This window comes from Agromyces sp. NPDC057679 (assembly GCF_042799635.1).
Classification (GTDB): Bacteria; Actinomycetota; Actinomycetes; order Actinomycetales; family Microbacteriaceae; genus Agromyces.
The window spans coordinates 46,840-69,688 of record NZ_JBHVIK010000005.1 but is presented as its reverse complement, the minus strand read 5'-3'; the positions used below and the strand labels follow the sequence as shown (position 1 = coordinate 69,688).

24 protein-coding genes and 1 tRNA gene are annotated in these 22,849 nt (G+C 71.8%); 7 read left to right on the top strand and 18 right to left on the bottom strand.

Annotated features, from left to right (window positions below; genetic code table 11):
* Positions 1 to 86 precede the first annotated feature (86 nt).
* Entirely contained in the window at positions 87 to 788 is a 702-nt protein-coding gene (locus ACFVAJ_RS19795) for an RNase H family protein (protein WP_376947225.1), read from the top strand.
* An 18-nt stretch (positions 789 to 806) separates the two neighbouring features.
* On the opposite strand, the gene pth is transcribed toward ACFVAJ_RS19795, so the two are convergent.
* The 3 genes from pth to ACFVAJ_RS19780 form a co-directional block, all read right to left on the bottom strand.
* Entirely contained in the window at positions 807 to 1,388 is a 582-nt protein-coding gene (pth, locus tag ACFVAJ_RS19790) for an aminoacyl-tRNA hydrolase (protein ID WP_376947223.1), read from the bottom strand.
* Between the two features lie 156 nt (positions 1,389 to 1,544).
* The gene (locus ACFVAJ_RS19785) at positions 1,545 to 2,177 is read right to left on the bottom strand and encodes a 50S ribosomal protein L25/general stress protein Ctc (protein ID WP_376947221.1); all 633 of its coding nucleotides are present in this window, start codon (positions 2,175 to 2,177) and stop codon (positions 1,545 to 1,547) included.
* A gap of 231 nt (positions 2,178 to 2,408) precedes the next feature.
* Positions 2,409 to 2,933 carry a gluconokinase gene (locus tag ACFVAJ_RS19780; RefSeq protein WP_376947219.1) on the bottom strand — a complete coding sequence of 175 codons (525 nt, stop codon included), beginning with the start codon at positions 2,931 to 2,933 and terminating at the stop codon, positions 2,409 to 2,411.
* Between the two features lie 201 nt (positions 2,934 to 3,134).
* Here ACFVAJ_RS19780 and gndA point away from each other — a divergent pair, with 201 nt between their 5' ends.
* The 4 genes from gndA (at position 3,135) to ACFVAJ_RS19760 (ending at position 5,733) form a co-directional block, all read left to right on the top strand.
* The gene (gndA, locus tag ACFVAJ_RS19775) at positions 3,135 to 4,589 is read left to right on the top strand and encodes an NADP-dependent phosphogluconate dehydrogenase (protein ID WP_376947217.1); all 1,455 of its coding nucleotides are present in this window, start codon (positions 3,135 to 3,137) and stop codon (positions 4,587 to 4,589) included.
* Positions 4,590 to 4,694: 105 nt separating this feature from the next.
* Entirely contained in the window at positions 4,695 to 5,048 is a 354-nt protein-coding gene (locus tag ACFVAJ_RS19770) for a YidH family protein (protein WP_376947215.1), read from the top strand.
* Positions 5,045 to 5,371 (top strand): DUF202 domain-containing protein, encoded by a 327-nt coding sequence (locus ACFVAJ_RS19765; RefSeq protein WP_376947213.1) that lies wholly within the window; start codon positions 5,045 to 5,047, stop codon positions 5,369 to 5,371. The genes ACFVAJ_RS19770 and ACFVAJ_RS19765 overlap by 4 nt, the downstream gene beginning before the upstream one ends.
* Positions 5,368 to 5,733, top strand: coding sequence for a hypothetical protein (locus ACFVAJ_RS19760; RefSeq protein WP_376947211.1), 366 nt, complete (start codon positions 5,368 to 5,370; stop codon positions 5,731 to 5,733). Before ACFVAJ_RS19765 ends, ACFVAJ_RS19760 begins: the two co-directional genes overlap by 4 nt.
* Before the next feature lie 22 nt (positions 5,734 to 5,755).
* Here ACFVAJ_RS19760 and ACFVAJ_RS19755 read toward each other — a convergent pair whose 3' ends face one another.
* Positions 5,756 to 6,919, bottom strand: coding sequence for a DUF998 domain-containing protein (locus ACFVAJ_RS19755; RefSeq protein ID WP_376947209.1), 1,164 nt, complete (start codon positions 6,917 to 6,919; stop codon positions 5,756 to 5,758).
* A gap of 202 nt (positions 6,920 to 7,121) precedes the next feature.
* Between ACFVAJ_RS19755 and ACFVAJ_RS19750 the strand changes: the two genes are divergently transcribed.
* On the top strand, positions 7,122 to 7,475 hold the full coding sequence (locus tag ACFVAJ_RS19750) for a VOC family protein (RefSeq protein ID WP_376947207.1): 354 nt from the start codon (positions 7,122 to 7,124) through the stop codon (positions 7,473 to 7,475).
* A 19-nt stretch (positions 7,476 to 7,494) separates the two neighbouring features.
* On the opposite strand, the gene ACFVAJ_RS19745 is transcribed toward ACFVAJ_RS19750, so the two are convergent.
* From ACFVAJ_RS19745 to ACFVAJ_RS19725, 5 genes are all read right to left on the bottom strand, one after another.
* On the bottom strand, positions 7,495 to 7,998 hold the full coding sequence (locus ACFVAJ_RS19745) for a hypothetical protein (RefSeq protein ID WP_376947205.1): 504 nt from the start codon (positions 7,996 to 7,998) through the stop codon (positions 7,495 to 7,497).
* A 14-nt stretch (positions 7,999 to 8,012) separates the two neighbouring features.
* Positions 8,013 to 9,713, bottom strand: a complete 1,701-nt coding sequence (locus tag ACFVAJ_RS19740) for a long-chain-fatty-acid--CoA ligase (protein ID WP_376947203.1) — start codon at positions 9,711 to 9,713, stop codon at positions 8,013 to 8,015.
* A 9-nt stretch (positions 9,714 to 9,722) separates the two neighbouring features.
* Positions 9,723 to 10,757 carry a ribose-phosphate diphosphokinase gene (locus tag ACFVAJ_RS19735; protein ID WP_376947201.1) on the bottom strand — a complete coding sequence of 345 codons (1,035 nt, stop codon included), beginning with the start codon at positions 10,755 to 10,757 and terminating at the stop codon, positions 9,723 to 9,725.
* Between the two features lie 14 nt (positions 10,758 to 10,771).
* Positions 10,772 to 12,211, bottom strand: coding sequence for a bifunctional UDP-N-acetylglucosamine diphosphorylase/glucosamine-1-phosphate N-acetyltransferase GlmU (gene glmU, locus ACFVAJ_RS19730; protein WP_376947199.1), 1,440 nt, complete (start codon positions 12,209 to 12,211; stop codon positions 10,772 to 10,774).
* 48 nt (positions 12,212 to 12,259) lie between these two features.
* Positions 12,260 to 12,331: transfer RNA gene (locus ACFVAJ_RS19725), tRNA-Gln, on the bottom strand.
* A 73-nt stretch (positions 12,332 to 12,404) separates the two neighbouring features.
* Here ACFVAJ_RS19725 and ACFVAJ_RS19720 point away from each other — a divergent pair.
* Positions 12,405 to 12,902: a MarR family winged helix-turn-helix transcriptional regulator gene (locus ACFVAJ_RS19720; RefSeq protein WP_376947197.1), complete on the top strand. Its 498-nt coding sequence runs from the start codon at positions 12,405 to 12,407 to the stop codon at positions 12,900 to 12,902.
* Between the two features lie 36 nt (positions 12,903 to 12,938).
* Here ACFVAJ_RS19720 and ACFVAJ_RS19715 read toward each other — a convergent pair whose 3' ends face one another.
* The 9 genes from ACFVAJ_RS19715 to metG form a co-directional block, all read right to left on the bottom strand.
* The gene (locus ACFVAJ_RS19715; protein ID WP_376947195.1) at positions 12,939 to 13,598 is read right to left on the bottom strand and encodes a methionine ABC transporter permease; all 660 of its coding nucleotides are present in this window, start codon (positions 13,596 to 13,598) and stop codon (positions 12,939 to 12,941) included.
* On the bottom strand, positions 13,598 to 14,626 hold the full coding sequence (locus ACFVAJ_RS19710; RefSeq protein WP_376947193.1) for a methionine ABC transporter ATP-binding protein: 1,029 nt from the start codon (positions 14,624 to 14,626) through the stop codon (positions 13,598 to 13,600). Before ACFVAJ_RS19710 ends, ACFVAJ_RS19715 begins: the two co-directional genes overlap by 1 nt.
* A 101-nt stretch (positions 14,627 to 14,727) precedes the next feature.
* Complete coding sequence (locus tag ACFVAJ_RS19705; RefSeq protein WP_376947191.1) at positions 14,728 to 15,630, bottom strand: MetQ/NlpA family ABC transporter substrate-binding protein; 903 nt, start codon at positions 15,628 to 15,630, stop codon at positions 14,728 to 14,730.
* Between the two features lie 182 nt (positions 15,631 to 15,812).
* Positions 15,813 to 17,690 (bottom strand): ABC-F family ATP-binding cassette domain-containing protein, encoded by a 1,878-nt coding sequence (locus ACFVAJ_RS19700; protein WP_376947189.1) that lies wholly within the window; start codon positions 17,688 to 17,690, stop codon positions 15,813 to 15,815.
* Between the two features lie 50 nt (positions 17,691 to 17,740).
* Positions 17,741 to 18,673 carry a 4-(cytidine 5'-diphospho)-2-C-methyl-D-erythritol kinase gene (locus ACFVAJ_RS19695; protein WP_376947187.1) on the bottom strand — a complete coding sequence of 311 codons (933 nt, stop codon included), beginning with the start codon at positions 18,671 to 18,673 and terminating at the stop codon, positions 17,741 to 17,743.
* Positions 18,674 to 18,711: 38 nt separating this feature from the next.
* The gene (locus ACFVAJ_RS19690) at positions 18,712 to 19,254 is read right to left on the bottom strand and encodes a hypothetical protein (RefSeq protein ID WP_376947185.1); all 543 of its coding nucleotides are present in this window, start codon (positions 19,252 to 19,254) and stop codon (positions 18,712 to 18,714) included.
* 141 nt (positions 19,255 to 19,395) lie between these two features.
* Entirely contained in the window at positions 19,396 to 20,280 is an 885-nt protein-coding gene (rsmA, locus tag ACFVAJ_RS19685; protein ID WP_376947183.1) for a 16S rRNA (adenine(1518)-N(6)/adenine(1519)-N(6))-dimethyltransferase RsmA, read from the bottom strand.
* Positions 20,277 to 21,170 (bottom strand): TatD family hydrolase, encoded by an 894-nt coding sequence (locus ACFVAJ_RS19680; protein ID WP_376947181.1) that lies wholly within the window; start codon positions 21,168 to 21,170, stop codon positions 20,277 to 20,279. Before ACFVAJ_RS19680 ends, rsmA begins: the two co-directional genes overlap by 4 nt.
* 3 nt (positions 21,171 to 21,173) lie before the next feature.
* Complete coding sequence (gene metG, locus ACFVAJ_RS19675) at positions 21,174 to 22,733, bottom strand: methionine--tRNA ligase (RefSeq protein WP_376947179.1); 1,560 nt, start codon at positions 22,731 to 22,733, stop codon at positions 21,174 to 21,176.
* Positions 22,734 to 22,849: the final 116 nt, after the last annotated feature.

Genomic DNA, 22,849 nt, shown 5'->3' with positions numbered 1-22,849 from the left:
GCGCCCTCCGACACGGCCGGCGGCCGGCGACGGGCGCCGTCGGCGGCGCCGGATACGATTGGCGCGGCTCGACGGAAGGACCCCGCATGATCATCGCCGCCGCAGACGGCTCGGCCCTCGGCAACCCCGGCCCCGCGGGCTGGGCCTGGTACGTCGATGACGACCGCTGGGCGGCCGGCGGGTGGAAGCACAGCACCAACAACGTCGGCGAGCTCACGGCCGTGCTCGAGCTGTTCCGTGCCACCGCCCACCTCGACGACGAGCTGCTCGTGCAGTGCGACAGCCAGTACGTCATCAACTCGGTGACGAAGTGGATGCCCGGGTGGAAGCGCAAGGGGTGGCGCAAGGCCGACGGCAAGCCCGTCATGAACGTCGAGATCCTGAAAGAGATCGACGCGGAGCTGGTGGGCCGCCGCTACCGCTTCGAGTGGGTGAAGGGTCACGTCGGCCACCCGATGAACGAGGCCGCCGATCAGCGTGCCCGCGCCGCGGCCGAGGCATTCCGCAGCGGGCTGCCGGTTCCCACGGGGCCGGGGTGGTCGGGCGGCGAGCCGACGGACCGGGAGTCCGACGAGGCATCCTCGGTCGATCTCGACGACGACGCCGACGCCGACGGAGTCGACCGCGATGCCGACGACGTGCCCGCGACGCTCTTCGACCTCGACGAGGCGCCCGACGCGTGGCAGACGCTCACCGTCGAGCTCTCCACCGAAGAGCACGAGCGGCTCGTGCAGCGCGCCCGCGCCGCGGGCCTCTCGCCCGAGGAGTTCCTCCGCGGCCTCATCTGAGGTCGCGGGGCCGTCGGCTCAGGCCGGCGAGTGGAACCGCTGCTGCGCCGCGAGCAGCCCGTCGGAGGCGACCGCCTCGACCGCGTCGGCCGCGTCGCCGAGCAGGATCGAGAGGTTCTGGCGCTCGGTGCCCGAGAAGTCCTTGAGGACGAAGTCGGCGGGGTCCTGCCGGCCGGGCGGGCGGCCCACGCCGACGCGCACGCGCACGTAGTCGGGGCCGAGCGCCTTCGAGATGTCGCGCAGGCCGTTGTGCCCGCCGTGCCCGCCGCCCTGCTTGAGCTTCACGGTGTCGAAGGGCAGGTCGAGCTCGTCGTGCACGACGATGAGGCGCTCGGGTTCGATGCCGTAGAACTTCACGAGCGCCGAGACCGGGCCGCCCGAGGTGTTCATGTACGAGTTGGGCTTCGCGATGACGAGCTTCGGGCCGCCAGGACGGAGGAAGCCCTCGGCGACGCGCGAGGGCGTCTTGTGGCTCTTGAAGCTCGCGCCGATGCGCGAGGCGAGCTCGTCGGCGACCATCTGGCCGACGTTGTGGCGGTTGCCGGCGTACTGCGCCCCGGGGTTGCCGAGGCCGACGACGAGCCAGGTGTTCGCGGCCACGATGGGATCCTTCCGGGGGCGAAAGCGGTCGAGGAGTCCGATGATCGTCTCCGTTCGCGAGGTTCGAGGTGTGGGTGCCGGTGACAGCACGAGGGCCTGCGGCCCGCTCCGAGCGTACCCGGAGCGGCGCCGCAGGCCCCTGCGAAGCGGTGCGCCTTACTCGGCGGACTCGGCTGCGGCTTCCTCGACGGCTTCGCCCTCGACGGCCTCGCCCTCGGCGGCCTCGGCGGCCTCTTCGCCGAGGTCGACCTTCTGCGGGGTGTGCACGTTCACGACGAGCGCGTCACCGTCGGTGATGAGCGCCGCGCCCTTGGGCAGCTCGACGTCCTTGGCGTGGATCTGGGTGCCCTCCTCGAGGCCCTCGACCGACACGACCACGTTCTCGGGGATGTGGGTCGCCTCGACCTCGAGCAGCAGCGTGTGCGAGTCGAGGTCGGCGATGGTGCCGGGGGCGGGCTCGCCCTCGAGGTGCACGGGGACCTCGACCTGGACCTTCTCGCCCTTCTTGATGACGATGAGGTCGAGGTGCTCGATGATCTGGTGCACCGGGTCCTTCTGGACGTCCTTGACGAGCGCGAGCTGGCTCTTGCCGGCGATCTGCAGGTCGAGCACGGCGTTCGCCTTGCGGATGAGCAGGCCGACCTGGTGGGCCGGGAGGGTGACGTGCTGCGGCTCGGTGCCGTGGCCGTAGACCACCGCGGGGATCTTGCCGGCGGCGCGGATCTTGCGGGCCGCACCCTTGCCGAAGCTCTCGCGGGCTTCTGCGATGACCTTGTTGTCGTCGTCCATGATGATTCTCCTTGCGGGCGCACGGCCCAGATCGTGTGTCTGTCGTTTCGACTCGAACGCGCGCAGTGGCCTGCGCAGAGCGTGAGGAAAAGCCGTGGAGCCTGCTCCTACCGCGTCGATCACGGATGCCTCGCCGACCGTTCGCACGGGCGGAAGGGCGTCCCTCGCCGAAGTCCAATCGCCCATTCTACCCGAAGGCGGCCGTCCTGCCGATTCGAGCGGCCCTGGCACTCAGGCGCGGCCCGGCAGGCCCAGCGCGGCGCGCACGTCCTCGACGAGTTCGGCGGGGCTCCGGCGCACGTCGACCACGATGCCGCGCTCGTCGTCGCCGAGCGGTTCGAGCGCCTCGAGCTGCGAGGCGAGCAGGCTCGCCGGCATGAACTCGTGCGCGCGGTCCCGCTGGCGCTGGGCGATGAGCTCGGCGTGGCCGGCGAGGTGCACGAACACGGTGCTGGGGGCATGCGCCACGAGCTGCTCGCGATAGCGCCGCCGGAGCGCCGAGCACGCGACGACGATCGGGATCCCCGCGTCGAGCTCGGCGCCGATGCGCACGGCGATGCGCTCGAGCCACGGCGCCCGATCGTCGTCGTCGAGCGGACGCCCCTCGGCCATCTTGCGCTTGTTGGCGGGCGGGTGCAGGTCGTCGCCGTCGACGAACGGCACGTCGAAGGCCGCGGCGAGCGCGGCGCCGACGGTCGACTTGCCCGAACCGGAGACGCCCATCACGACGAGCGGGGTGCGCAGCACCTCTGACACGGCATCCTCCTCGGGCTCCTCGCCGGCTCCGACGGCGACCCCTCGGCGTGCGCGGCCGCACGACGGGATCGCGACTCGAAGCTACCGCAGACCGGCCGGCCCGGCGATCGATGCGCACCGGCTCACCGCAACACCGTGCAACCGTGAGGCCCGCTCACAGTACGCTGGGATCGACCCCACCCTTTCTTCGAGGAGAGCTACGTGCCTGTCACCCCTTCAGCAAACATCGGCGTCGTCGGCCTCGCGGTCATGGGCTCGAACCTCGCCCGCAACCTGGCGAGCCGCGAAGGCAACACCGTCGCCGTGTTCAACCGCTCCCCCGAGCGCACCCGCACCCTCGTCGAGGACCACCCCGAGGCCGGGTTCGTCGCGAGCGAGTCGTACGACGACTTCGTCGCCTCGCTCCAGAAGCCCCGCACCGCGATCATCATGGTGCAGGCGGGCCGCGGCACCGACGCCGTCATCTCCGAGCTGGCGAGCCGCTTCGAGCCGGGCGACATCATCGTCGACGGCGGCAACGCGAACTTCCACGACACGATCCGCCGCGAGGGCGAGATCTCGCCCACCGGCATCCACTTCGTCGGCACCGGCATCTCGGGCGGCGAGGAGGGCGCGCTCAACGGCCCGTCGATCATGCCCGGCGGCTCGGCCGAGTCGTACGAGACCCTCGGCCCGATCCTCGCCTCGATCGCCGCGGTCGCCGAGGGCGAGCCCTGCGTGACCCACGTCGGCACCGACGGCGCCGGCCACTTCGTCAAGATGGTGCACAACGGCATCGAGTACGCCGACATGCAGCTCATCGCCGAGGCCTACGACCTCATCCGCCAGGGCACCGGCAAGAGCCCGGCCGAGATCGCCGAGATCTTCGCCGAGTGGAACACCGGCGAGCTCGAGAGCTACCTCATCGAGATCACCGCCGAGGTGCTCCGCCAGGTGGATGCCTCGACCGGCCTCCCGCTCGTCGACGTCATCCTCGACGAGGCCGGCGCCAAGGGCACCGGCGCATGGACGGTGCAGAACGCCCTCGACCTCGGCGTGCCCGTCTCGGGCATCGCCGAAGCCGTGTTCGCCCGCAGCCTGTCGTCGAAGCGCGCCCAGCGCGAGGCATCCGCGACCCTGCCGGGCCCCGACGGCGAGTTCGCCGTCGCCGACGCCGACGCCTTCATCGAGGACGTCCGCCAGGCGCTCTACGCCTCGAAGATCATCGCCTACTCGCAGGGTTTCGACGAGATCATCGCGGGCGCCGAGCAGTTCGGCTGGGACGTCAAGAAGGGCGACATCGCGAAGATCTGGCGAGCCGGATGCATCATCCGCGCCCGCTTCCTCAACCGCATCGCCGACGCCTACGCCGAGGACCCCGAGCTCGTGGCCCTCGTCGTCGCGCCGTACTTCCGCGACGCGGTCACCGGCGCCCAGGCGGCCTGGCGCCGCGTGGTCGTCGCGGCGGCGCAGTCGGGCATCCCGACGCCGGCGTTCAGCTCGTCGCTCGCGTACTACGACGGCCTGCGCGCACCGCGCCTGCCCGCCGCCCTCGTGCAGGGCCAGCGCGACTTCTTCGGCGCGCACACCTACAAGCGCGTCGACAAGGCGGGCGTGTTCCACACCCTGTGGTCGGGCGACCGCAGCGAGATCGAGACGACGCCCTCGTCGCACTGATCCCCATCCGTCCGCTTCGCCGGACGGGTGACACCACGTGCCGGGCCCGGTGCGGCCGAGCGCCGCACCGGGCCCGCGCCCGTTAGGCTCACGGAGGAGGTGCCGATGGTCGAGCCGAAATGGCGGAGCGAGGGCGACGACCCCGACTACCGCTTCACCCTGGCGAACGAGCGAACCTTCCTCGCCTGGATCCGCACAGCGCTCGCGCTGATCGCCGGCGGTGTGCTGCTGCACGAGTTCGCGGCAGCGATCGGCCCGCGCGTCATGGTGACGATCCTCGCGGTCGGGCTCGGGCTCGCGGCGGCCGCCCTCGCGCTCCTGTCGTACCTGCGCTGGCGCAGCAACGAGATCGCGATGCGCCACGGCCGCCGACTCGCGTTCAGCTGGGCACTGCCCGTGCTCGCCGCGGTGTGCCTCGTGACGGCGGTCGTGCTCACGGTGTTCCTGGCCCTGCCATGAGCCTGCCGATCGCCCGCGACCCGGGCCTCCAGCCCGAACGCACCGCCCTGTCGTGGACGCGCACCGCGCTCGTCGTCGCCGTGAACGCCTTGCTCGCCCTCCGCACCGGCCTCCTCCACGGCGAGGCATGGCTGATCGCCGCGGGCGTCGTGCTGGTCGCAGCCGCCTCCGCGGTCGCGGCCGTCGGCACCGTGCGCCGCCGCCAGCTCGAGGCGGGCGTCTACGCCCCGCACCCGCTCCTCATCATGGCGGTCGCGGCGGCGACGGTCGCCGCGGCGGCAGCCGGCATCGCGTCGGTCCTCATCAGCGAGCCGCAGCGATGACCGACGAGCGCCCCGACCACGACGACGCCCGGCACGACGACGACCGGCCGGTGTACGGCGAGCGTCGCCGACGGGTGCTCCGCATCACCGTGCTCGTCGCGCTGGCCGCCCTCGTGCTGCCGCTCGTGCTCTCGGTCGCCGGTCAGGCGCAGTCGGCCGCCGCACGCGCGTGCGCCGTCTACGTCGACCGGTACGACGCCGACGCGGTCGGCTCGCGCGTCGCGCTCGACCTCTTCGCCGACGGCGGTCCCGGCTGGATGTGCTCCGCGGTGTCGGCGGGCGGGGTCGCGACCCCGCTCGCGAACCTCGGCCTCCTGCCGAGCGCGCCGCGCCCGGTCGACCCCGAGGAACTGCCCGCCTAGCCCGAGCGGTCGGATCGGCCGATCATCTCGGCACCGGCGATCCGGTGCCGGGCGCGCCGTCGACGACGTGGTCGTTGCCGGCCGCACCCAGGTCGCCCGGCCCGTCAGCGACCGCAGCCGGCGCCACGGGCTCACCGGGATTGCGCAGGAAGACGATCACCCAGCTGAACACGAGCACCGCGACGACGAGTTCGACGGCCGTGAGGTTGTAGTAGCCCGAGATGAAGAAGGCCGCCATCACGACGATCACGCCGATGTAGACGTACCCGAGCAGCAGGAACACGCGCGGCGTCGTCGGGATGAACCGGCGGAGCGAGAGCACGAGCACGGTGTAGACGATCGCCATGCCGGTCGCCGCGACGTTGTGCGCCATCAGGAACTCGTCGACCGGGAACACGCCGACGCAGGCGAGCAGCACTCCGATCACGGCGAGGAACACCGCGACGGTCCTCCGGCCCTTCGCCTCCTCAGGGGTCGACGCCGGCACCCCCGATACGGCGTAGTGGGCGATCGTGGTCACGAGGACGCCGGCGATGATGAGCGTGAGGTTGAACGCGAGCGCCGAGATGTCGTCGGTCATGCCGAGCGAGCTCAGGTTCTTCTGCCACCAGTGCGGATCGGAGGCGCTGAGCATGCTCGCGAGCGCGCCGACCACGAGGAACACCGCGAGCACGAGCGACAGCACCATCGGGCTGAGGTGCACCGAGGAGAGGAACACGGCGTACGCCGTGATCGCCGTCGCGACCGCGGTCAGCGCCGCCGCGGGCACCGCGAAGACGACCGCGTCGACGAAGCTCAGGCTGAGCACGGCCGCGAGCCCGATCCAGCCGAGCAGCGCGATGACCGCGTGCGCGACGGCGAGGGCGGCGATGTCGTACCACCGCAACCGACCGTGCGGCGGCACGACCGCCCCGTCCGGCGCGAGCGGCGTCTCCGCGGAGCTGCGGGTGGCCACCACACGGCGGCCGACCACGAAGACGACGAGGGCGACGACGGCCGAGGTGATGCCGATCATCTGCCCGAGCGATCCGTCGCCCGAGATCGGCAGCTCGCGCCCCCAGTAGATCAGCAACGACAGCGGTGCCGCGACCACGAACACCGCGGCGCCGATGAGCAGCGCAGCCGACTCGAGCGACTGCGCGTTCGCTGCCGGATGACGAAGCAGCTTGGTGATCGACGTCGACATGGCACTCCCCGTGTCCGCGTCGTGGTCGGTGCGATCCAGGCGTCCGTGCCCCGACATCCATCGGGCCGCTCGGCCCTTGAGCCGCAACCTAGCACCACGCGGGCCTCGGGGCCAGCATCCCCGTTCGGGGCGTCGTCGACGGGACTCGACGGAGACCGCTCCCTCGAACTATCTTGATATCGAGAGAGTTCGGAGGCTCGGCATGCTGCATCACGTCCAACTCGCCTGCCCGCCCGGCAGCGAGGCCGCGCTCCGCGACTTCTACGCCGGAGTGCTCGGATTCGCGGAGCTCGAGAAGCCGCCGGCGCTCGCGGCGCGCGGCGGCTGCTGGTTCCGCGGCCACGGCATCGAGCTGCACCTCGGCGTCGAACCGGAGTTCGCCCCGGCGAAGAAGGCGCATCCGGGCCTCCTGGTCGCGGGGCTCGACGCGTGCGCCGGCCGTCTCCGCGACGCGGGCTACCCCGTGCACTTCGACGACGGGTTCCCGGGGATGCGCCGCTTCTACAGCGAGGACTGCCACGGCAATCGGCTCGAGTTCCTCGAGCCGATCGCGTGAGGCACCGGCGCGCCGCGGTTCACCCGGCGTCGGGCTCGTCGGGGAACACCCGCTTGTACTTGCGCCCGTCGGGGAGCTCGACGGTCTCGGCGCGCAGGATGCCGCGGGTGACCCGCTGGTAGATCGCCTGCGCGGTGACGCCGTACCTCGCCGCGGCCTCGGCGACCGAGAGCCCCGGCAGTTCGGTCGGCACGCTCGAGGGGCGCTCGCGCTTGCGCTTGCGGCTCGCCTCCTGGCGTGCCGAGATCGTCTCGTCGTCGCCGGCCCAGCGGTACTTCGCCGCCGAGGCGCTGAGGCCCGCGGCCTCGGCGATCTCGTCCCAGCCGATCCCGGCGGCGACCGCCTCGCGCACGGCGGCGAGCACGGCCGGGTCGGCTTCGAGGGCGGCCACGAGCGAACGGATGCCGCCGAGCCGCTCGAGCGGCGAGGCATCCTCGCCGTCGGGCCCGGCCGCCCCGTCGAGCGCGTCGAGCGCGACGAGCTCGGCGAGCGCCCGCGCGGTCTCGGCGGAGAGGAACGACACGTCGCCGCCCCCGCTCAGCCGTTCAGCAGGCCGTTGCGCACCTCGCGGCGCAGGACCTTGCCGATGAGCGATCGCGGCAGGTCGTCGGCCGGCAGGATGCGCTTGGGCACCTTGTACGGCGTCAGTCCGTCGCGCACGAAGTCGCGGATGGACTTCTCGTCGAACTGCGCCCCCTCGGCGAGCACGACGACCGCGACGACCTCTTCGCCGGAGTGCTCGTCGGGAAGGCCCACGACGGCCGCGTCCTCGACGTCGGGGTGCGCACGCAGCGCCTCTTCGACCTCGCTCGGCGCGACGTTGAAGCCGCCCGTGATGATCAGCTCCTTGATGCGGTCGACGATGCGCACGAAGCCCTCGTCGTCGATCGAGACGATGTCGCCCGTGCGGAACCAGGGCGCCCCGCCTTCGGGGTCGGCCACGAAGACGGCCTCGGTCTCTTCAGGCTTCTGCCAGTAGCCCGAGAACACCTGCGGCCCGCGCACGATCAGCTCGCCCTCGGCGCCGGGAGCGACGTCGTTCGACGGCTGCTCGGGGTCGACGACCCGGCACTCGGTCGACGGCAGCGGGAGGCCGACGGTGCCCGCCTTGCGGTTCGGTGCGACGGGGTTCGCCATGAGCACGGGCGAGCACTCGCTGAGGCCGTAGCCCTCGACGAGGTACCCGCCGGTGGCGGCCTCCCAGGGCTCGACGACCTCGGCCGAGAGGGGCATCGCCCCCGAGATGGCGATCTGGATGCCCTGGAGCGAGACGCCCTCGGCGGCCGCGGCCTTCGTGAGGCGGTCGTAGATCGGCGGCACCGCAGGCAGGAAGGTCGCGGGATGCTTCTTCACGACCTTCAGCACGAGCTCGGGGTCGAACTTCGGGAACAGCACGAGGCGTGCGCCCATGCTCATCGCGAAGGTGAGGCAGAGCGTCAGCCCGTAGGCGTGGAACATCGGCAGCACCGCGTACACGACCGCGGTGCCGCGCGGCACGTCGGGCACCCACGCCCGGGACTGCGCCGCGTTCACGAGCAGGTTCGCGTGCGTCAGCGTCGCGCCCTTCGGGCTGCCCGTGGTGCCGCTCGTGTACTGGATGAGCGCCACGTCGGCGACCGTCGGCGCGATGATGTGCGGGTCGATCGGCGCCGAGGAGGTGAGCTCCTCCCAGCGCACGGTGCCGCGCACCTTCGTCGTGAGCGCGGCCCGCGACTCGCGCGCCTTCGCGACCGGCAGGCGGAGCAGCGCACGCGTCAGGAACGGCATCGCCCGGGTCACGTCGACCGAGACGAGGTGCGCGACCTGCACGTCGGAGGGGAACGCCTGGATCGTCTCGACGACCTTGTCCCAGGCGATCACGACGCGGGCGCCGTGGTCCTCGAACTGGTGGCGGAGCTCGCGGGGCGTGTACAGCGGGTTGTGCTCGACGACGATCGCGCCGAGCCGCAGCACCGCGTAGAACGCGACGATGTGCTGCGGGCAGTTCGGCAGCACGAGTGCGACCGGGTCGCCCTTCTGCACGCCGAGCAGGCGCAGCCCCTCGGCGGCGCGCTCGATCTGCTCGCCGAGCTCGCGGTAGCTCATCGTGCGCTCGAAGAACTCGAGTGCGACGTTGTCGGGGTACTGCTCGACCGAGCCGCGGATGAGGTCGTAGAGCGAGCCCTCGGGCTCGTCGATGTCGTCGGGGACTCCCGCCGCATAGCTCGCGAGCCAGGGACGGGGCGTCGTGATCGCCATCAGCCGGGCCTACGCCTCGCCGTTGAACATGCTCGTCACCGAGCCGTCCTCGAAGACCTCGCGGATCGCGCGACCGAGCAGCGGCGCGATCGGGAGGACCGTGAGCCCGTCCCACAGCTTCTCCGGCGGCAGCGGGATCGTGTCGGTCACGACGACCTGGTCGATCGACGGGTCCTGGAGCCGCTCGGCCGCCGGGTCGCTGAAGATCGGGTGGGTCGCGGCGACGATGACCTTCTCGGCGCCGTTCTCCTTGAGGGCCTGCGCGGCCTTCACGATCGTGCCGCCCGTGTCGATCATGTCGTCGACGAGCAGGCACACGCGGCCCGCGACGTTGCCGACGATCTCGTGCACGGTGACCTGGTTCGCCACCTTCGGGTCGCGGCGCTTGTGGATGATCGCGAGCGGCGCGCCGAGGTCGTCGGCCCAGGTGTCGGCGACGCGCACGCGGCCCATGTCGGGCGAGACGACCGTGAGCTTCGCACGGTCGTCGGCCGACAGGCTCTCCTGGAAGTGGCGCAGCAGCACCGGCTTCGCGAAGAGGTGGTCGACGGGGCCGTCGAAGAAGCCCTGGATCTGCGCGGCGTGGAGGTCGACGCTCATGATGCGGTCGGCGCCGGCGGTCTTCAGGAGGTCGGCGACGAGGCGGGCCGAGATGGGCTCGCGACCGCGGCCCTTCTTGTCCTGCCGGGAGTACGGGAAGTAGGGGGCGACGACGGTGACGCGCTTCGCCGAGGCGCGCTTGAGCGCGTCGAGCATGATGAGCAGCTCCATGAGCCACTCGTTGACGGGCGGGCCGAACGACTGCACGACGAACACGTCGCAGCCGCGCACCGAGACCTCGAACCGGGTGTAGATCTCACCGCTCGCGAAGGTGCGGTGCTCGGTCGGCGCGAGCTCGGTGCCGAGGACCGCGGCGACCTGCCCGGCGAGCGCCGGGTCGCTGCGACCCGTGACGACCACGAGACGCTTCTTGGTCTTGGCCTGCAGGCCGGGTGCGATGTTGTTCTCCAGGTCGAGATCGACGACCTTCTTCTTGCGCCCCATGGTTCGCCTTCTGCTCACTTGCCTCGTTCGCCGGACCGCGCCTCGGCGGCGACACGTGCCGCCTCCGTACCGGGTCGATGCTCTTCGACCCACCCCTCGATGTTGCGCTGAGGGGCGACGCTGAGGGCCAGTGCCCCGGCAGGAACGTCCTTCCGGACGATCGCACCGGCGCCGGTCTTCGCTCCGGCACCAAGCCTAACGGGCGCGACGAGCACGGTGTGCGAACTCGTGTGGACCTGATCGGCGATCTCGGTGCGGTGCTTGTTGACGTCGTCGTAGTTCGCGGTGATGGTGCCCGCGCCGAGGTTCACCCCGCGCCCGATGGTGGCATCGCCGACGTACGAGAGGTGCGGCACCTTGCTGCCCTCGCCGATCCGCGTGTTCTTCGACTCGACGAAGGCGCCGATCTTGCCGTCGGCGCCGAGCACCGTGCCGGGCCGGAGGAACGAGAACGGGCCGACCGTCGCGCCGGCGCCGATGACGGCGAGCGTGCCGTCGGTGCGGCGCACCTCGGCGTTCTCGCCGACCTCGCAGTCGACGAGGGTGGTGTCGGGGCCGACGACCGCACCGGTCGCGATGACCGTCGCGCCCTTCAGCTGCGTGCCGGGGCGGATGGTCACGTCGGGCTCGATCTTCACCGCGAGGTCGATCCACGTGGTCGTCGGGTCTTCGATCGTGACCCCGGCGAGCTGCCAGCCGCGCACGATGAGCGCGTTGAGCCGCGCGGCCGCCTCGGAGAGCTGGGCCCGGTCGTTGATGCCGGCGACGAGCCAGGGCTCGGCCACCGGCACGGCCTCGACCTCGGAGCCCGCCGCGCGCAGGAGCCCGATCACGTCGGTCAGGTACTTCTCGCCCTGGGCGTTCTCGGTCGTGAGGTTCGCGAGCTGGTCTCGGAGCGCCGACGCGCCGAAGGCGTAGATGCCGGCGTTGATCTCGCCGATCGCCCGCTCCTCGGGCGTGGCGTCCTTCTGCTCGACGATGCGGTCGAAGGCGCCGGCGTCGCTGCGCACGATGCGCCCGTAGCCGCTCGGGTCGTCGTAGACGGCCGAGAGCACGGAGGCGGCCGAGCCGGTGTCGCGGTGGCGTCCGAGGAACTCGGCGAGGGTGTCGGCGTCGAGGAGCGGCACGTCGCCGTTCAGGACGAGCACGTCGCCGTCAAATCCCTCGGGCAGCGCGGCGATGGCGAGCTCGACTGCGCGGCCGGTGCCGTCGATCTCGTCCTGGTCCACCAGCACGGTGCCGGGGAATCCGTCCTCGATGGCCGAGGCGACGCGCTCGCGCTCGTGGCGCACCACGGCGAGCACGTGCGCGGCGTCGAGGGCGCGCGCCGTGGCGAGCACGTGGCCGACGATCGGCGCCCCCGCGAGGGGGTGGAGCATCTTCGGCAGGGAGGACTTCATTCGGGTGCCCTGGCCGGCGGCGAGGACGATGATCGCGAGGTTCTGGTCGGTCATGCGGCTTCCTGTGGTTGCGGCGGTGTCGGAGGCGACGGAGAGTTCGGGCTCCGCCACCAGGATTCGAACCTGGGCCTCACAGCTCCAAAGGCTGTCGTGCTGCCGTTACACCATGGCGGAATGCGCGAGGCGGCTCGCCGGCGCACGCGCCCTCAAGTCTGCCATGCCGCAAACGGCGCGCGATAATGGCGGGATGAGCGATGCCGACGAGGTCGACCGGATCGTCGACGACTGGGAGCGCGAGCGCCCCGACCTCGACTTCTCCCCGTTGCAGGTGCTGTCGCGCGTCGCGCGGCTCGCGAAGCACCTCGACCGGGCGAGGCGGCAGGCCTTCGCCCGCTCCGAGCTCGAGGCGAGCGAGTTCGACGTGCTCTCGGCGCTGCGCCGCGCGGGCACCCCGTACCGGCTCTCCCCCAAGGCGCTGCTGCAGCAGACGCTCGTGTCGAGCGGCACCATGACGAACCGCATCGACCGGCTCGTCGAACGCGGGCTCGTCAGTCGCCAGACCGACCCGAACGACGGCCGCGGCATCCTCGTGGAGATGAGCCCGGCCGGGCTCACCCGGGTCGACGCGGCGATCACCCGGCTCGTCGACGCCGAGGCCGAGCTGCTCGCACGCCTGCCCGCGGCCGAGCAGAAGCGCCTCGCAGGGCTGCTGCGAAAGCTCAGCCTCGGGTTCGACGCGCTCTGAGCGAGGCACGGCGCCGGGCCTTCCCGCGGCGGCCGGTCAGCGACGCAGCACCTTGCGGGCCAGCCAGTTGCCGAGGAACTGCAGCGCCTGCACGAAGATCACGATGAGCAGCAGCGCCGCCCAGGTGATCGCCGGCTCGAACTGCCGGTAGCCGTAGACGAGCGCGAAGTTGCCGAGCCCGCCGCCGCCGATGAAGCCGGCCATCGCCGTCATGTCGACGATCGCGACGACGATGAAGGTGTAGCCGAGGATCAGGGGGCCGAGCGCCTCGGGGATGACCACCGTGCGGAGGATGCGGACGGGGCCCGCGCCCATGGCGCGGGCGGCCTCGATCGCGCCCGGCGAGACCGTGATGAGGTTCTGCTCGACGATGCGCGAGATCGCGAAGGAGGCGGCGATCGAGAGCGAGAAGACCAACGCGTCGTTGCCGATGCCGACGCCGATCACGTACCGGGCGAGGGGCTGCACCGCCGCGAGGAAGATGATGAACGGGATCGGGCGGAAGAAGTTGATGACGACGTTGAGCACGTTGAACACCGCCCGGTTCGGCAGCAGGCTGCCGGGGCGGGTGCTGTAGAGCACCACGCCGAGCAGGAGGCCGATCGCGCCGCCGATGAGCAGCGTGAGCGCGACCATGTACAGCGTCTCGTACGCGGCGACCCAGAACTCCGAGCCGAGTTCGAACAGGCGATCCATCAGGCGGCCTCCGTCACTTCCACGCGCGCGGCGATCGAGGCGAGTGCGGCGTCGGTCGCGGCATCCTCACCCCTGATCGCCAGAGTCAGGTGACCGAACGCCCGGCCCTGGATGTCGTTGATGCCGCCGTAGACGAGCTCGAAGTCGAGCCCGGCCTGGGCGAGCTCGAGGAAGACCTGCGCCTGCGAGGCGTCGCCGTCGCGGAAGGAGATCGTGACGATGCGCCCGTCGTGGCGCTCGCGCAGCACGGCGAGCTCGGCGGGCGACGGCACGCCCTTCACGACGGTCGCGACGAAGCGCTGGGAGGAGGAGTTCTGCGGGGTCGAGAAGACGTCGAACACGTCGCCGTCCTCGATCACCCGGCCGCCGTCCATGACGGCGACCTTCGTCGCGATCGACTGGATGACGTCCATCTCGTGCGTGATGACGATGATCGTGACGCCGAACTCGCGATTCACCCGCTTGAGGAGCTCGAGCACCTCCTGCGTCGTCTCGGGGTCGAGCGCGCTCGTCGCCTCGTCGGCGAGGAGGAGCCGCGGCGAGGTCGCGAGCGCGCGGGCGATGCCGACGCGCTGCTTCTGCCCGCCCGAGAGCTGCTCGGGGTAGGACTTCGCCTTGTCGGAGAGCCCGACGAACTCGAGCAGTTCGGCCACGCGGGGCGCGATCTCGGCCTTCGACCAGCCCGCCACCTTCAGCGGGTAGGCGATGTTGCCCTGCACCGTCTTCGAGGTGAAGAGGTTGAACTGCTGGAAGATCATGCCGATGCCGAGGCGGATCTTGCGGAGTTCGCGCTCGGGAAGGCCCGTGAGCTCGCGGCCGTCGAACGAGATCGAACCCGAGCTGGCCGGCTCGAGCGCGTTGACGAGCCGCACGAGGGTCGACTTGCCGGCGCCCGAGTAGCCGATGATGCCGTAGACGTCGCCGGGCTCGATGTCGAGCGTGACGTCGTCGACGGCGACGACCTCGCGGCCGCCCTTCTCGGGTGCCGGGTAGGTCTTCGTGACGTTCTTCAGCGCGACGAGCGCCATGGTGCTTCTCCTCCGGACTCGTGGTCCTCTGGAAACGCGCATCGGGCGGTGGGACCGGGTGGGTCGCCACCGCCCGCGCGGCGGTACGGATGGAACGGGCGTCAGCCCTTGGCGGCCTTGGTGTCGGCCTCGACCTTGGCGAGCGACTCGGCGAGGTCGGCGACGGGCGTCACGACCGGCACGCCGGTGCCGCCCGAGGCCTCGACGAGGCCGGCCTGCACCTCGGGGTCGGTCTGGAAGATCTCGACGAGCTTCTTGTAGGTCGCGTTGTCCTTGTCCTCCGCGCGGGTGGCGAAGATGTTCACGTAGGGCAGCGCGTTGGGGTCGCTCGGGTCGTCCTGCGCGATGGCGTCCTCGAAGGTGAGGCCGGCGTCGGCGACGAAGTCGTTGTTGATGACCGCGGCGGCCACGTCGGGCAGCGAGGTCGGCGTGAGCGAGGCCTCGAGGGCGGTGACCTTGACGCGCGAGGCGCTCTCGTCGACGTCGGCGAGGTCGGAGAAGATCGTGCCGCCGCTCTTCAGCTCGATGAGGCCGGCCGACTGCAGCACGAGCAGCGCGCGCGCCTGGTTCGACGGGTCGTTCGGCACGGCGACGGTCTCGCCGTCCTTGATGTCGTCGGCCGACTCGTACTTGGTCGAGTAGAGGCCGAGCGGGTAGATCGCGGTCGAGCCGATCGCCGTGAGGTCTTCACCGGCCGACACGTTGTAGTCGGCGAGGTAGACGATGTGCTGGAACTGGTTGAGGTCGAGCTCGCCCTCGGTCGTCGCCGGGTTCGGCTGCGCGTAGTCGCCGAAGTCGACGATCTCGATGGTGATGCCCTCGTCGGCCGCGGCCTCCTCGAACGCCTCCCACTGCGGGTCGCCCTTGCCGACGACGCCGATCTTCACGACGTCGCTTGCGGAGTCGCCCTCGCCGCCGGCCGCGGGGGTCGCGCAGGCCGCGAGCCCGAACAGCAGGGGCGCGGCCGCGAGTGCGGCGATGAGCTTCGTGGTGCGGTGTGACATGGGTTCCCTTTCGCTTCGGGCGCCGCGGTCTGGGTGCGGATGGGCGTGGAGCAGGCATGGCTCCGCCACCGTTGATTTCAGTGGGGGCTTCGATGCCGCGATCGCGGGCGCATCTCTACGCTAGGCGAAGGTTCTTCGCCGTGTTGACCACCTGGTCACAAACGGTCACAGCTTCTGCGACGTCAACCCTCGAGATTCTCAGATACTTCGAGCCAGCGGGTCTCGAGGTCGGCGACGGATGCCTCGAGCGCGCGCAGTTCGTCGCCGAGCGCGCCGAGCCCGACGTAGTCGGACTGGTCGTGACGGGCGAGCTTCTCGTGGTGCACGGCGATCTCGGCCTGCAGCTTCTCGAGCCGGCGGTCGATCGAGGCGAGCTCCTTCTCGGCGTTGCGGCGCTCGGCGCCCGAGAGCGCCGGCGCCGCGGCCGTGCCGGAGACGGGCGCCGCACCGCCGGCGGGAGCGAGCACGCCCGGGCCGCCCGACGGGCCGCCCGGCGCCGCCGCACCGGCCAGCCGCGCCGCATCCACGCCCGCCCGCAGCTCGAGGTACTGCTCGATGCCGCGCGGGAGGTCGCGCAGGTGCCCGTCGATGATCGCGAGCTGCCGGTCGGTGACGCGCTCGATGAGGTAGCGGTCGTGCGAGACCACGAGGAGGGTGCCCGGCCAGGAGTCGAGGAGGTCCTCGATCGCGGCGAGCATGTCGGTGTCGAGGTCGTTGGTCGGCTCGTCGAGGATGAGCACGTTCGGCTCCTGCAGCAGGATGAGCAGGAGCTGGAGGCGGCGCTTCTGGCCGCCCGAGAGGTTCTTCACCGGCGTCGACAGCTGCGCGCTCGTGAAGCCGAGCCGCTCGAGCAGCTGCCCGGGGGTGAGCTCGACGGCCTTCGAGCCGGCGCCGACCGTGTAGCTCGCCCGCTGCTCGGCGACGACGGCGGACACCCGCTCGTCGGCCCACTCGGCGAGCTCGGCGAGCTCCTGGCTGAGGGTCGCGATGCGCACCGTCTTGCCGCGCTTCACCCGGCCGGAGGTCGGCTCGACCGCGCCCGTGACGAGCCCCAGCAGCGTCGACTTGCCCGCGCCGTTCACCCCGAGGATGCCGGTGCGCTCCCCCGGGGCGATGCGCCACTCGAGTTCGTGCAGCACGGTCCTCGAGCCCGTGGCCGACTCGGCCGACGGGTACTCGACGCTCACGTCGAGGAGGTCGACGACGTCCTTGCCGAGCCGCGACACGGCGAGCTGCGAGAGCTCGACGGCATTGCGCACGGGCGGCTCGTCCTCGATGAGCTGATTCGCCGCCTCGATGCGGAACTTCGGCTTCGAGGTGCGCGCGGGCGCGCCGCGCCGCAGCCACGCCAGCTCCTTGCGCATGAGGTTCTGCCGCTTCGCCTCGCTGGCCGCGGCCATGCGGTCGCGCTCGACGCGCTGCAGCACGTAGGCCGCGTACCCGCCCTCGAAGGGCTCGACGATGCCGTCGTGCACCTCCCATGTCGCGGTGCACACCTCGTCGAGGAACCACCGGTCGTGGGTCACGACGACGAGCGCGCCCTGCCCCTGCGCCCAGCGCCCCTTCAGGTGGCCCGCGAGCCAGGCGATGCCCTCGACGTCGAGGTGGTTCGTCGGCTCGTCGAGGAAGAGCACGTCCCAGTCGCCGATGAGCAGCGCCGCGAGGCCCACCCGTCGGCGCTGGCCGCCCGAAAGGCTGCCGACCTGCGCCTGCCACGGGACATCCGCGAGCAGCCCGCCGATGACGTCGCGCACCTTCGCGTCGCCCGCCCAGACGTGCTCGTCGATGCCGCCGACGACGGCCTCGGCGACCGTGACCCCCGGGTCGACGACGTCGGCCTGGTCGAGCATGCCGATGCGGATGCCACGACGCTGCGTGACCCTCCCGCCGTCGGGTTCGAGGCGCCCGGCGAGGAGCTTCATGAGGGTCGACTTGCCGTCGCCGTTGCGGCCGACCACGCCGACGCGGTCGCCCTCGTCGATGCCGAGGGTCACCTCGTCGAAGACGGTGCGCGTCGGGAACTCGAGATGCAGGCGCTCAGCGCCGAGGAGGTGTGCCATGACCTGACGAGCCTAGCCGGGCGACCCGTCGGCCGCCGCCGCGGGCGGGCTCAGGACCGCAGCAGCCGAGCCCCGTGCACGGCGCCGTGCACGTGCAGGGCGTTGAGCCGGGCGGCCGACAGGGCCACCTGCAGCTCGATGGCCGAGTCCGCGTCGTCGACGAGGAACGCGACCGTCGGCCCCGAGCCGGAGACGAGGCCGGCGAGTGCGCCGTTCGCCTCGCCGAGTTCGAGGATGCCGCCGAGCCCGGGGGCGAGCCCGAGCGCCGCCGCCTGGAGGTCGTTGTGGAGCGCCGCGGCGAGCATCCGCGCGTCGCCCGCGCGGAGCGCCTGCAGCACCTCGGTGTCGACCGCGGGGGTCGCGTCACCCGGATCGAGCTCGGGGTGCGCATCGCGGCGGCGGTCGAGTTCGCGGTAGACGCCGGGCGTCGACAGCCCGAACTCGGCCACCGCGAGCACCCAGTGGAACGATCCGGTCGCGAGCGCGGGGCTCAGCCGGTCGCCGCGACCGGTGCCGATGGCCGTGCCGCCGGTCAGCGCGAACGGCACGTCGGCGCCGAGCTTCGCGGCGAGGGCGTGCAGCTCCTCCTTCGAGAGGCCGGTGCCCCAGAGCGCGTCGCAGGCCACGAGGGTCGCCGCGGCATCCGCGGAGCCCCCGCCCATGCCGCCCGCGATGGGCACGTGCTTCTCGACCTCGAGGCGCACGCCGCCGGGGACCCCGGCCGTGCGGGCGAGCAGCTTGGCCGCCTTGATCGCGAGGTTCGAGCCGTCGGTCGGCAGGGCCGACACGTCGACGCTGCCGCCGAACGTGACGCTGAACTCGTCGTCGGGCCACGCCCGCACGTCTTCATAGAGCGAGACCGCCTGGTACGCGGTCGCCACGTCGTGATAGCCGTCGGGCTGCACCGCGCCCACGCGCATGAAGAGGTTGATCTTGCCGGGCGCCCGAACATGCACTGCCTCGTCGGCCCAGGCGATCGTCATGCCACCACGCTACCCGACGGCTTCCCGGCCACGACGCCTCACCCGACCTCGGCGAGCCATCCGCGCATGCGGGCCTTCACCTCGGCGAGGCGCTCGTCGCCCGGCATGCGGCCCCACGTCAGGCCGATCGACGAGCGACCGCCCGGCCGGTCGCTCGACGAGGCGAGCACGAACTCGCCGCCGTCGAGCGGGAAACGGGCCGTCGGATGCTTCGCCGTGAGGTTGAGGGCGAGCGGCGCCGTGCCGAGCGCCGCCTCGACGACGCCGGCGAGCGCGCGGAGCGCCGCCGTCTTCTCGAGGTCGACCGAGCGGGTGACGCTCGCCTCGTAACTGCCGTCCTGCCGCTGCCCCGGCCGGCGGATGCCCCGCGCCTGCTCGTAGGCCACCGTCACGTTCTGCGCCCACCAGGGGTCGACCCCGTGCTCGGCGACGAGCCACGTCGCGACGGCCTTGTGCGTCCACGTCGTCGCGCCGGCCTCGTCGAGGCGGGCGAACCACACCTCGCGCGGCTGCCCGGTCGCCGCCTCGACGGCGTCGTCGCCGACCCCGTCGGTGTTCGATCCCACGGTCTCACTCGCCATGCGACCACGCTACCCGGCGCGACGAACGCATCGGAGCCCTGCACGCGTGGCGAGTCGAAGGAGGTTTCCAGCGGCACGCGGGCGGAATCCCGCATCCGGGTCGGATCGTCCTGCGACTCGCCGCCCGCGCGAGGGCGCGGACTACGCCTGCGCCGCCCGCGCGATGCGGAGGAAGTCGTCGACGACGAGCTGCTCGCCGCGCGCCTGGGGATCGACCGCCGCGGCCTCGAGCACCGCCGCCGCTGCGGCCGAACCGCCGCCGAGCACGCCCGAGAGCGACTGGCGGAGCATCTTGCGGCGCTGCTGGAAGGCGGCGTCGACGAGCGCGAACGTCGCGACGCGCTCGGCCTCCGAGCCGGGAGCCTCCGCACGTTCGAAGCCGACGAGCACCGAATCCACGTTCGGCACCGGCCAGAACACCATTCGCGAGACCTGCCCCGCGGTGCGCCAGTGCCCGTACCAGGCGGCCTTCACGCTCGGGGCGCCGTAGACCTTCGACCCCGGCTCGGCCGCGAGCCGATAGCCGACCTCCGCCTGCACCATGACGATGCCCGACCGCAGCGAGTCGAAGTGCTCGAGCAGGTGCAGCAGCACCGGCACCGAGATGTTGTACGGGAGGTTCGCGACGAGCCTGACCGGGGCCCCCGGAAGTTCGGTGACGCGCATCGCATCCTCGGTGACGACCGTCAGCGACGTGCCCGGCTGCATGATGCCAGCAGTATGAGGCAGCTGCGCGGCGAGCCGCTTGTCGATCTCGACGGCGATGACGTCGGCGCCGGCTTCGAGGAGGCCGAGGGTCAGCGAGCCGAGCCCCGGCCCGATCTCGAGCACGGTCTCGCCGCGCTCGACGCCCGCGGTCTGCACGATGCGCCGCACCGTGTTGCCGTCGTGCACGAAGTTCTGGCCGAGCTTCTTCGTCGGCGTCACGCCGAGGAGCTCGGCGAGGTCGCGGATCTCGGCGGGCCCCAGCAGGCGCGGCTGGGCGCCGGGGCCGTCGCTCTCGGCCTCGTGGCGGTGCGCGTTCACGCCCCGTCGCCCCTCGTCGTCGCCCCCTGCACGGGGTCATCCTCCCATGAGCCGTACACGGCGAGCGTGTTCGACGCGAGCTCGGCGCAGAACTCGTCGAGCGGGGCCCCGAGCGTCTCGGCCATGAAGCGGACGGTGTGGGGCACGAGGTACGGCGCGTTCGGCCGCCCGCGCAGCGGCACCGGGGTGAGGTACGGCGCGTCGGTCTCGACGAGGATGAGCTCGCGCGGCAGCACCCGGAGGGCGTCGCGGAGGTTCTCGGCGTTCTTGAACGTCACGTTGCCCGCGAAGGAGCAGTACCAGCCCTCGTCGGCGGCGATGCGCGCGAGCTCCTCGCCGCCCGAGAAGCAGTGGAACACGGTGCGCTCGGGCGCACCGACCCGGCGCAGCGTCGCCACGACCTCGTCGTGCGCGTCGCGGTCGTGGATCTGCATCGCGACGCCGTGCCGCTTCGCGATGTCGATGTGCGACTCGAACGCGAGGAACTGCGCGGGGCGCCCCTCCGCGCCGGTGCGGAAGAAGTCGAGCCCCGTCTCGCCGACCGCGCGCACGCGCGGCTGCGCGGCGAGCTCGTCGATCACGGCGATCGCCTCGTCGAGCGAACCGGATGCCGCGAGCTCGGGCGCCTCGTTGGGGTGCAGCGCGACCGCGGCGAGCAGCCGCGGCTCGCGCGCGGCGAGCTCGGCCGACCAGCGGCTGGTGGCGACGTCGGTGCCGACCTGCACAGCTCCCGCGACCCCGACGGAGGCCGCCCGTTCGAGGTGCTGGTGCACGTCGAGGAGGGTGTCGGGGCGCCCGGGCGGCGCCTCGTCGGAGGGCTCGAGGTGGGTGTGGTTGTCGTAGACCGGGACGGGCAGCGCCTCGGGCAGCGGCGGGTACTCGGGCGTCACCCGCTACTCCGCGACCTCGACGCGCGGGAAGAGCGCCTCGAGGGGTGCGACCCGCTCGCCGAGCTCGGCCTCGTGCGCACGGTCGATGCGCGCCTGCTGCACGGTGCCGGGCGCGCCGAGCGCCGTCCAGAGCTTCGCCGCCGCGACGGGCGTGACGGGCGAGAGCAGCACGGCGAGGGTGCCGAGGCCGCGGTACGCGGTCGCGAGCACCGTCTCGAGCCGCTCGCGGTTGGCCGGGTCCTTCGCGAGCGCCCAGGGCTCTTCGGCGGTGAGGTAGCCGTTCAGGGCGTCGACGAGCTCCCACGCGGCGCCGATCGCCTCGTGGATCGCGAGTCGGTCGATCGCCTGCCACGAGGCCTCCGTCGCCCGGCGCTCGACCGAGGCGATCTCGATGTCGGCGGGCTGCAGGGCGCCGGCGGTCGGCACGGCGCCGTCGCAGTAGCGCGTGATCATCGCCACGACGCGCGAGGCGAGGTTGCCGAAGCCGTTCGCGAGCTCGGCCTGGTAGCGGGCCGACAGGTCCTCCCACGAGAACGAGCCGTCCTGGCCGAACGCGATCGCCCGGAGGAAGTAGTAGCGGAACGCGTCGGAACCGAACGTCGAGGTGATCTGCTCGGGCGCGATGCCCGTGAGCTTCGACTTCGACATCTTCTCGCCGCCGACGAGCAGCCAGCCGTGGCCGAACACTCCCTTCGGCACCTCGAGGCCGGCGGCCATCAGCATGGCCGGCCAGATCACGGCGTGGAAGCGGAGGATGTCCTTGCCGACGATGTGCTGCGCCGGCCAGCGGCGGGCGAACTCCTCGTCGTCCTGGCCGTAGCCGACCGCGGTGATGTAATTGAGCAGCGCGTCGAACCAGACGTAGACGACGTGGGTCTCGTCCCACGGCACCTTGACGCCCCAGTCGAAGGTCGACCGCGAGATCGAGAGGTCGGCGAGCCCCGAGCGCACCCAGCCGAGCACCTCGTTGCGGGCGGACTCGGGCTGCACGAAGTCGGGGCGCTCCTCGTAGAGGGCGAGGAGGCGCTCGGCGAACGCCGAGGTGCGGAAGAAGTAGTTCTTCTCGTGCAGCAGCTCGACCGGCTTCGAGTGGATCGCGCAGACGAGCTGGCCCTCGTACTCGCCGGCGCCCGGCACGAGGTCGGACTCCTGCTTGTACTCCTCGCAGCCGACGCAGTAGTACCCCTCGTACTCGCCCGTGTAGATGTGGCCGTCGTCGTAGAGCTTCTGCAGGAACTTCTGCACGTTCGCCTCGTGGCGCGCGTCGGTCGTGCGGATGAAGTCGTCGTTCGCGATGCCGACGGTCTCGAGCAGCGGGATCCAGGCGTCGGCGACGAGCTTGTCGGCCCACTCCTGCGGGGTGACGCCGTTCGCGGTCGCGGTGCGGAGGATCTTCTGGCCGTGCTCGTCCGTGCCCGTGAGCATCCACGTGTCGTCACCGGCCTGCCGGTGCCAGCGTGCGAGCACGTCGGCGGCGACCTCGGTGTAGGCGTGCCCGATGTGGGGCACGTCGTTGACGTAGAAAATGGGCGTGGTGATGTAGAACGAGGAGGCTTCGGCCATGCGCTCAATCTTATGGGCGCACGGAGCACCATTACCGCCGAGGCTTCGGGCTCACCCGACGAGACCTGCTCAACCTCACGCGCGCGGAGCACCATTACCGCCGAGGCTTCGGGCTC